Annotated in this window: 7 protein-coding genes; 2 read left to right on the plus strand and 5 right to left on the minus strand. The window is 73.0% G+C overall.

The annotated features are described in order from the left end of the window. Both AOQ53_RS37340 and lgt read left to right on the plus strand, forming a co-directional pair. Positions 1 to 547: DsbA family protein (locus AOQ53_RS37340; protein ID WP_059424265.1), on the plus strand; the 547-nt coding region annotated here is incomplete at its 5' end. 84 nt (positions 548 to 631) lie between these two features. Then, positions 632 to 1564, plus strand: a complete 933-nt coding sequence (lgt, locus tag AOQ53_RS37345) for a prolipoprotein diacylglyceryl transferase (protein ID WP_059424267.1) — start codon at positions 632 to 634, stop codon at positions 1562 to 1564. Positions 1565 to 1655: 91 nt separating this feature from the next. Here lgt and AOQ53_RS37350 read toward each other — a convergent pair whose 3' ends face one another. The 5 genes from AOQ53_RS37350 to AOQ53_RS37370 form a co-directional block, all read right to left on the minus strand. Next, complete coding sequence (locus AOQ53_RS37350; protein WP_059424269.1) at positions 1656 to 2477, minus strand: HpcH/HpaI aldolase/citrate lyase family protein; 822 nt, start codon at positions 2475 to 2477, stop codon at positions 1656 to 1658. After that, positions 2474 to 3661: a CaiB/BaiF CoA transferase family protein gene (locus AOQ53_RS37355; RefSeq protein WP_059424271.1), complete on the minus strand. Its 1188-nt coding sequence runs from the start codon at positions 3659 to 3661 to the stop codon at positions 2474 to 2476. Before AOQ53_RS37355 ends, AOQ53_RS37350 begins: the two co-directional genes overlap by 4 nt. After that, a complete protein-coding gene (locus AOQ53_RS37360; RefSeq protein WP_059424273.1) occupies positions 3658 to 5127 on the minus strand; it encodes an ADP-ribosylglycohydrolase family protein in 1470 nt (489 codons plus the stop codon). The genes AOQ53_RS37355 and AOQ53_RS37360 overlap by 4 nt, the downstream gene beginning before the upstream one ends. After that, positions 5115 to 6284 carry an ADP-ribosylglycohydrolase family protein gene (locus tag AOQ53_RS37365; protein WP_059424275.1) on the minus strand — a complete coding sequence of 390 codons (1170 nt, stop codon included), beginning with the start codon at positions 6282 to 6284 and terminating at the stop codon, positions 5115 to 5117. The genes AOQ53_RS37360 and AOQ53_RS37365 overlap by 13 nt, the downstream gene beginning before the upstream one ends. 7 nt (positions 6285 to 6291) lie before the next feature. Next, the coding region (locus AOQ53_RS37370) for an ADP-ribosylglycohydrolase family protein (RefSeq protein WP_059424277.1) at positions 6292 to 7207 on the minus strand (916 nt) is incomplete at its 5' end.

A 7207-nucleotide genomic window follows, 5' to 3' on the forward strand; every position in this document is an offset into this window, starting at 1 on the left:
GGACGGCCTCGCGATCCCGGTCGGCAAGGACAGCGCCAAGTCCACGCTCACGGTCTGGGAGGACTTCCGCTGCCCGGCCTGCAAGTCCTTCGAGACGGCGTACCGGCCGGTGATCCACGAGCTGACGAACGCCGGCCAGCTGAAGGCCGAGTACCACCTGGTCACCCTCATCGACGGCAACATGGGCGGCAGCGGCTCCCGCAACGCGGCCAACGCCGCGGCCTGCGCCCAGGACGCCGGGAAGTTCCCCGCCTACCACGACGTGCTCTTCGACAACCAGCCCCAGGAGGTCGACGACGCCTACGCCAGGAACGACAAGCTGATCGAGCTGGCCGGCAAGGTCGACGGCCTGGACACCCCCGCCTTCCGCAAGTGCGTCGAGGACGGCACGCACAACAGCTGGGTCGCCAAGTCCCACCAGGCCTTCAACAAGGGCGGCTTCTCGGGCACGCCGACCGTGCTGTTCGACGGCAAGAACATCTACCAGGACCGGACGATGACCCCGGCGAAGCTGAAGCAGATGGTGCAGGAGCGGAACAAGAGGTAAAGGCTTTTCTCACGCGCCCGTTATGGACCCGTAGCCGGGCTGCCTGCCGCGGCCCCGGTCCGGCACGGTAGCGTCGACCTTGCCATGGAACTTGCCTTCATTCCCAGCCCGTCACGCGGGGTGCTGTACCTCGGCCCCATTCCGCTGCGCGGCTACGCGTTCTGCATCATCATCGGCGTCTTCGTTGCCGTCTGGCTCAGCAACAAGCGCTGGATCGCCCGGGGCGGGCGGGCCGGCACGGTGGCCGACATCGCTGTCTGGGCCGTGCCCTTCGGCCTCGTCGGCGGCCGGCTCTACCACGTGATCACGGATTACGAGCTGTACTTCAGCGAGGGCCGTGACTGGGTGGACGCCTTCAAGATCTGGGAGGGCGGCCTCGGCATCTGGGGCGCCATCGCGCTGGGCGCGCTGGGCGCCTGGATCGGCTGCCGCCGCCGGGGCATCCCGATGCCGGCGTACGCCGACGCCGTCGCGCCGGGCATCGCCCTCGCCCAGGCGATCGGCCGCTGGGGCAACTGGTTCAACCAGGAGTTGTACGGCAAGCCCACCGACCTGCCGTGGGCCCTGGAGATCACGTCCTCCGCGGACGGGCGGGTGCCGGGCACGTACCACCCGACGTTCCTGTACGAGTCGCTCTGGTGCATCGGCGTCGCGTTCCTGGTCATCTGGGCGGACCGCCGCTTCCGGCTGGGACACGGCCGGGCGTTCGCGCTGTACGTCGCCGCGTACTGCACGGGCCGGGCGTGGATCGAGTACATGCGCGTCGACGACGCCCACCACATCCTGGGCCTCCGGCTGAACGTGTGGACCGCGATGTTCGTCTTCCTGCTCGCGGTCACCTACCTCGTGGTGTCGTCGAAGAAGCGGCCGGGCCGGGAAGCCGTGGTGGAGCCGGGCGCGGAGGCCTCCGGCGGTGAAACCGACGGCGACGACGAGTCCGCCGGCGACGGCAGGGAAGACGAGGCCAAGGCCGACGACGAGGCCAGTGACGAGGCCGGGTCGGCGAAGAGGACCTGACCGTCTGCCGTACGTGACCGAGGGCGCCCGGCCCGCGGCGGTAGCCGCATATGTCAGCCGGCGCCCTCGGCGTTTCCCGGGTGGGGGAGCGTCAGCGGCGGCGTGCCAGGGACAGGGTGCGATGGGCCGCCGTCACCACCGCCGTGTCGATGAAGCGGCCGTCCGGGAGGGCCTGGGCGCCCGGCTGCGCAGCCGCGGCCTTGACGATCGTCTCCGCCTGCTCGCTCTCCTCTGCGGTGGGGAGGAAGGCCCGCTCGATGACCGGGAGCTGGCGGGGGTGGATCGCGGCCCGGCCCAGGAAGCCCAGGGCGCGGCCATGGGCGCAGGATGCGGCCAGCCCTTCCAGGTCGCGGACGTCCGGGTGGACCGACTGCGCCGGCGGGGGCAGGCCCGCGGCCCGGGCGGCCACGATCACCCGGGAGCGGGACCAGTCGAGCCCAGCGTCGTCCCCTACGCCCAGGTCGGCCCGTAGGTCCGCCTCCCCGAGCGCGATGCCCCGCAGGGACGGGTGGGCCGTGGCGACGGCGTACGCCTGTTCCACGCCGAGGGCCGTCTCCAGGAGGGCGTAAAGGGGCCGCCCCGTGGGGACGGCGTGCTGTGCGATCCGGACGACCTCGGCGGGTGAGGTGATCTTGGGGAGCCGCAGGGCGCAGAGGCCGGGAGCCGGGGCCACGGCGGCGAGGTCCTGCCCGGCCCAGGGGCTGTCCAGGGCGTTGACGCGGACGTGGACCGGGACCGGCGGCAGCTCGGCGAGCAGCTCGGCGGTGGCGGCCCGGGCGTACGCCTTCCGGTCGGGGGCGACCGCGTCCTCCAGGTCGACGACGACGATGTCGGCGCCGGAGGTGAGGGCCTTGGCCACCACAGGGGGGCGGTCGCCCGGGGCGTAGAGCCAGGTGAGCGGGAAGGCCGTCACAGGGCGCCCTCCGCGCGCAGCGCCGTGAGGTCGGCCGGGGACAGGCCCAGTTCGGTGAGGACCTCGTCGGTGTCGGCGCCGTGCGGGCGGCCGGCCCAGCGGATCGCGCCGGGCGTGGCGGAGAGCCGGAAGAGGACGTTCTGCATGCGCAGGGGGCCCAGCTCCGGGTCGTCGACGGTGGTGATGGTGTTCAGGGCCCGGTACTGCGGGTCCGCCATCACGTCGCGCACGTCCTGGACCGGGGCCACGGCCGCCTCGGCCTTGTCGAAGGCCGCCAGGACGTCCGTGCGGGTGCGTGCGGCGATCCAGGAGCCGACCGCCTCGTCCAGGACGTCGGCGTGACGGGCGCGGTCGGCGCCCGTGGCGAACCACGGCTCGTCGATCAGTTCCGGGCGGCCCACCAGGTGCATCACGCGTTCCGCGACCGACTGGGCCGATGTCGAGATGGCGACCCAGGTGCCGTCCGCGGTGCGGTAGACCCCGCGCGGGGCGTTGTTGGGGGAGCGGTTGCCGGTGCGGGGCTGGACGTGGCCGAGCTGGTCGTACCAGAGGGGCTGGGGGCCGAGCGCGGCCAGGATCGGTTCGATCAGGGCCATGTCGACGACCTGGCCCTCGTCGGTGCGGTCGCGCGCGGCGAGCGCCGTCAGCACGGCGTACGCCGTCGTCAGGCCCGCGATGGAGTCGGCCAGGCCGAACGGCGGGAGCGTCGGGGGCGCGTCCGGTTCGCCGGTGATCGCGGCGAAGCCGCTCATCGCCTCGGCGAGGGTGCCGAAGCCGGGGCGGTGGGCGTAGGGGCCGAACTGGCCGAAGCCGGTGACGCGGGCCAGGACCAGGCGGGGGTTGGCGGCCGACAGCTCCGGCCAGCCCAGGTCCCACTTCTCCAGGGTGCCGGGGCGGAAGTTCTCGATGATCACGTCGGCGCCGGCGGCGAGGCGCAGGAGGGTGGTGCGGCCGCCGGGCTTCGACAGGTCGAGGGTGATGGTGCGCTTGTTGCGGCCGAGCATCTTCCACCACAGGCCCACGCCGTCCTTCGACGGGCCGTGGCCGCGGGACGGGTCCGGTTTCGACGGGTGCTCCACCTTGACGACCTCCGCGCCGAAGTCGCCGAGCATGGTGGCGGCGAGCGGGCCGGCGAAGAGCGTGGCGAGGTCCAGGACGCGGAGGCCGGTGAGGGGCGCGGTCATGAGCGGTGGGTCTCCCGGTGTGTGAGGTGGGCGAGGGTGTCGAAGCCGATGCCGTTGAAGTCGCCGATGGAGGTGGACAGGCGGTTCTTCAGGGGGGCCGTCCAGCGGTCGGGCAGGGCCGCGGGGTCCTTGGCCAGCAGGCCGGCGATGCTGCCGGCGGTCGCGCCGTTGGAGTCGGTGTCCCAGCCGCCGCTCACGGCGCGGCAGATCGAGCCGGAGAAGTCGCCGTCGGCGTGGGTGAGGGCGGCGGCGATGAGGGCGGTGTTGGGGACGGCGTGCACCCAGTGGTGGGTGGGGGAGTGGGTGGCGTGGAGTTCGTCGACGACCGTGTCGAAGTCGTCGTGTTCCCGGGCAAGTTGGATGGCGTGGTGGACGGCTCGGGCGAGGCGGGAGCGGGGCGGGACGACGGTGAGGCCGGTGCGCAGGCAGGTGTGGACGTCGTGTTCGCCTGTCGCGGCCTTCGCGATGGTGGCCGCCGTGAACATCGCCGCGTAGACGCCGTTGGCGGTGTGGGTGAGGGTGGCGTCGCGGTGGGCCTGTTCCGCGGCGGCGGCCGGTTCGCCGGGGTTGGTCCAGCCGTGGACGTCGGCGCGGATCAGGGCGCCGATCCATTCGCGGAACGGGTTGCGGTGGCGGGCGGTGTGCGGGGGTTCCAGGCCGGTGAGGAGGTTGCGGTAGGAGATGCGTTCGGCGGTGAAGGTGCGGCCGGCGGGGAGTTCGTCGAGCCAGGTGCGGGCCACGTCCGTGGTGGTGAAGGTTCTGCCGTGGCGTTGGAGGACGAGGAGGTTGAGGAGGGGGTAGTTGAGGTCGTCGTCCTCGGGCATGCCGTCGATGTTTTCGGCCAGGGAGGTTTTTGCCGAGCGGCGGTTCCAGGGGTGTGCGGTGAGGAGTTCTTCGGGGACGCCTCGGGCTGTGAAGTAGGTGGTGAGGGGCCAGTTGCCGGTGGATTTGGCCAGTTGGCGGATGGCTTCCAGGGGGAGCTTTTCTACTGGTTTGCCCAGGAGGCAGCCGACGGCTCGGCCGAGCCAGGCGGATTCCAGGTGCTGGTCGGGTGTGGCTGGGGTCTGGGTTGGGGCGCTCACCCGCGCTGGCGGGGTGCCGCTGCGTCCACCCTCCCCCACTCTCGGCTTCGCTGGAGCGGGGGGACCCCCATCGCCCCAGCGGCACGACTGCCCGCAGCTAGGTGGCCATTCTGGGCATAGCGACCTGATCTTCTCCAGGTCCGTTGGTTCGTCGTCCGCCAAGGCGCTGGGGAGGTCCGCCAGTTCGTCCAGGAGGTCTTCTGCCAGTTGGCGCAGGTAGCGGGACGCCGGAGTCGGGGACGCGCCTGCGGTGCGGGGGGCCTCTGGGCCGCCCGCCGAGCGCCAGCGGGCCGCGATTGCTTTTGGTTCGCGGCCGTCCTGGGTCGCCTGGCGGAGTTCGTGGCCGAGCAGGTCCTCCGGCTGGACCCAGGTCAGGCGGAGCATTCCGGGCCTCCGAGGGATGCGAAGGCCTGTTCGTGGGTGCGGCGGCGGGAGGTGTCTCGGGTGAAGATCTCGCGGGTCACGGCCGTGAGGGCCGCGGCCGGTTCCCAGAGGTCCAGGCGGCTGGCCTCCGCGACCGTCTTGGCCCAGTCCTGGGGGATCGGCGAGCCGAGGGCGCCGGCCAGGGCGCCGGCCATCGTGGCGATGGAGTCGCAGTCGCGGCCGTAGTTCACGGCGCCCAGGACCGCGTGCCGGTAGTCGCCCTGGGCCACGAGCAACATGCCCAGGGCTACGGGGAGTTCCTCGATCGCGTGGAGGCGGGAGGGGCGGCGGGCGCCGAGGGAGGGGGCGCGGTAGTCGGGGCCGACCGTGTCGTAGGGGGCGACCGCCTCGCGCAGGGGGCTCAGTGCCGACTCGAAGTCCGTGTGGCGGGAGGCCTCCGCGCAGACCCGCTCGATGGCGGTGCGCGTGCCGTCCTTCGCCAGGGACAGGCAGGTCGAGACGACCGAGTCCGGGGTGGCTCCCGGGGTGCACGCCGCCGCGACCGCCGCCGCCAGGACGCCCGCCGCTTCACGGCCGTACGACGACTGGTGCGCGCCGGCGATGTCGAGGGCCTCGGCGTAGGCCGCCTGCGGGTTGGCGGCGTTGACCAGGCCGACCGGGGACATGTACATCGCCGCACCGCAGTTGACGATGTTGCCGGTGCCGGCCTCGCGCGGGTCGGCGTGGCCGTAGTGGATCCTCGTCACCAGCCATTTCTCCGCCAGGAAGATGCGGTGCAGGGGGAGTGCCTCGGTCTCCAGTTCCGGGATCCAGCGCGTCTCGGTCATCAGGTCGGGGACGAGGTGGTCGGCGATGGCGTAGGCGTCGAGGTGGTCGCGGACCCGGGCGTAGACGCGGATCAGGGCGTGCGTCATCAAGGTGTCGTCGGTGACGTGGCCGTCGCCCTTGTGGTACGGGGCGAGGGGGCGTGCCGTGCGCCAGGCCTCGCCGTGCCAGGGGCCGACGATGCCGTGGACGCGGCCGCCGTGGTGTTCCAGGATCTGCTCGGGCGAGTAGCCCTCGACGGGGCCGCCGAGGGCGTCGCCGACGGCGGCTCCGACCAGGGATCCGGTGATCCGTTCGTCCAGTGTGGCGTTTTGGTGTGGTTTGGGCTTCATGGCCGCATCATCCACCGGGGCGCGGCGGTTGTGCGGCTTCCAGGAGTTCGGCGAGTTCCACGAGGTCCGTGCCGGTGAGGCGGGGGAGGACGCAGCCGGAGAGGGTGCGGCAGGTCTCCCGCCAGGAGGCGGGGATCGAGGCGCCCCCGCCCAGCGCGCCGGTGAGGGCGCCCGCCAGGGCCGGGGCGGAGTCCGCGACGCGGGACAGGCAGGCCGCGGCGGGGATCGCCTCCGCGATGCGACCGCGCGCGGCTGTGGCCAGGGCGAGCGCGACCGGGACCGTTTCGGCGGCGGCGATGCCGTAGCTGTAGACGTGGTCGACGATCTGGTGTTCCAGGGGTGGGACCAGGGCGAAGGCGTTGTCCGCGTCAGCGGCGAGGTGCAGTGCGTGCCGGGCGTTGCGGCCGATCTCCGTCTCCTCGGGGAGTTCGGCGAGGGCCGCCGTGACGCAGGCGTCGATGTCCGCGCCGGCCAGGGCGAGAGCGAGCGCCGCCGCCATGGCGCGGGCGCCGTGTACGCCGTCGCCGTCCTGGGTGTAGCGGGCGTCGAACTCGGCGAGGTCGGCGGCGCGCCGCGGGTCGCCGGGGTGGGCCACGGCCAGGACGCACGCCCGTACGCAGGCCGCGTCGTCGAAGTAGTGGGGGTTGTCGTGGCCGGTGGCGGGCGGGCGCAGGCCGGTGGCGAGGTTGCCGAGGCCGGCGCGGACGGAGATGCGGGCGCGCAGGGGGAGGACGGCGGACTCGATCTCGGGGGCGCGGTCCGCTGCCGCGGCCACCTCGCCGGCGATGGCGTTCCAGGTCAGGTCGATCGCTGCTCGGGTGCGGCGTTCTCGGCTGAGGTCGTTGAAGGCGGTGTCGTCGCCGGCGCGGAGGAGGGCTTCCGCGGCGAATGCGGCCCATTCGGCGTCGTCCGAGGGGCCCAGG

This window comes from Streptomyces azureus, from assembly GCF_001270025.1.
Classification (GTDB): Bacteria; Actinomycetota; Actinomycetes; order Streptomycetales; family Streptomycetaceae; genus Streptomyces; species Streptomyces azureus.

Coding starts and splice junctions, on each gene's coding strand:
- AOQ53_RS37360 (WP_059424273.1), bottom strand. CDS start 5,127: ATGCTCCGCCTGACCTGGGTCCAGCCGGAGGACCTGCTCGGCCACGAA.
- AOQ53_RS37355 (WP_059424271.1), bottom strand. CDS start 3,661: ATGACCGCGCCCCTCACCGGCCTCCGCGTCCTGGACCTCGCCACGCTC.
- lgt (WP_059424267.1), top strand. CDS start 632: ATGGAACTTGCCTTCATTCCCAGCCCGTCACGCGGGGTGCTGTACCTC.
- AOQ53_RS37365 (WP_059424275.1), bottom strand. CDS start 6,284: ATGAAGCCCAAACCACACCAAAACGCCACACTGGACGAACGGATCACC.